The sequence below is a fragment of the Gilvimarinus sp. 1_MG-2023 genome, assembly GCF_030548285.1.
In genome coordinates, this window is the sequence record NZ_JAUOSC010001933.1 from 1 (window position 1) to 228 (window position 228).

The 228-nt window shown below is 53.5% G+C and carries 1 protein-coding gene; it reads left to right on the forward strand.

Features of this window, described 5'->3' with window-relative positions; genetic code table 11:
- The coding region (locus tag Q4563_RS23395) for a WYL domain-containing protein (protein ID WP_303606248.1) at window positions 1-228 on the forward strand (228 nt) is incomplete at both ends.

Sequence of the window (228 nt, forward strand, 5' to 3'; positions counted from 1 at the left end):
CGATTTGGCTGGACTCCCGCTGGAGAGATCATCCTTGAAGCCGATATTTCCCCCGAAGTGGCTTATCTGCTGGGTGAAACACCACTCAGTCAAACACAGGAAATCACGCCGCTTGACGATGGCAGTGACTGGTACCGACTGGTGGCTACCATCACCGACGATCAGGAAAGCAAATGGTGGGTATACGGTTTGAATCGTAATATCCGCGTCACCTCGCCGTCACACTGG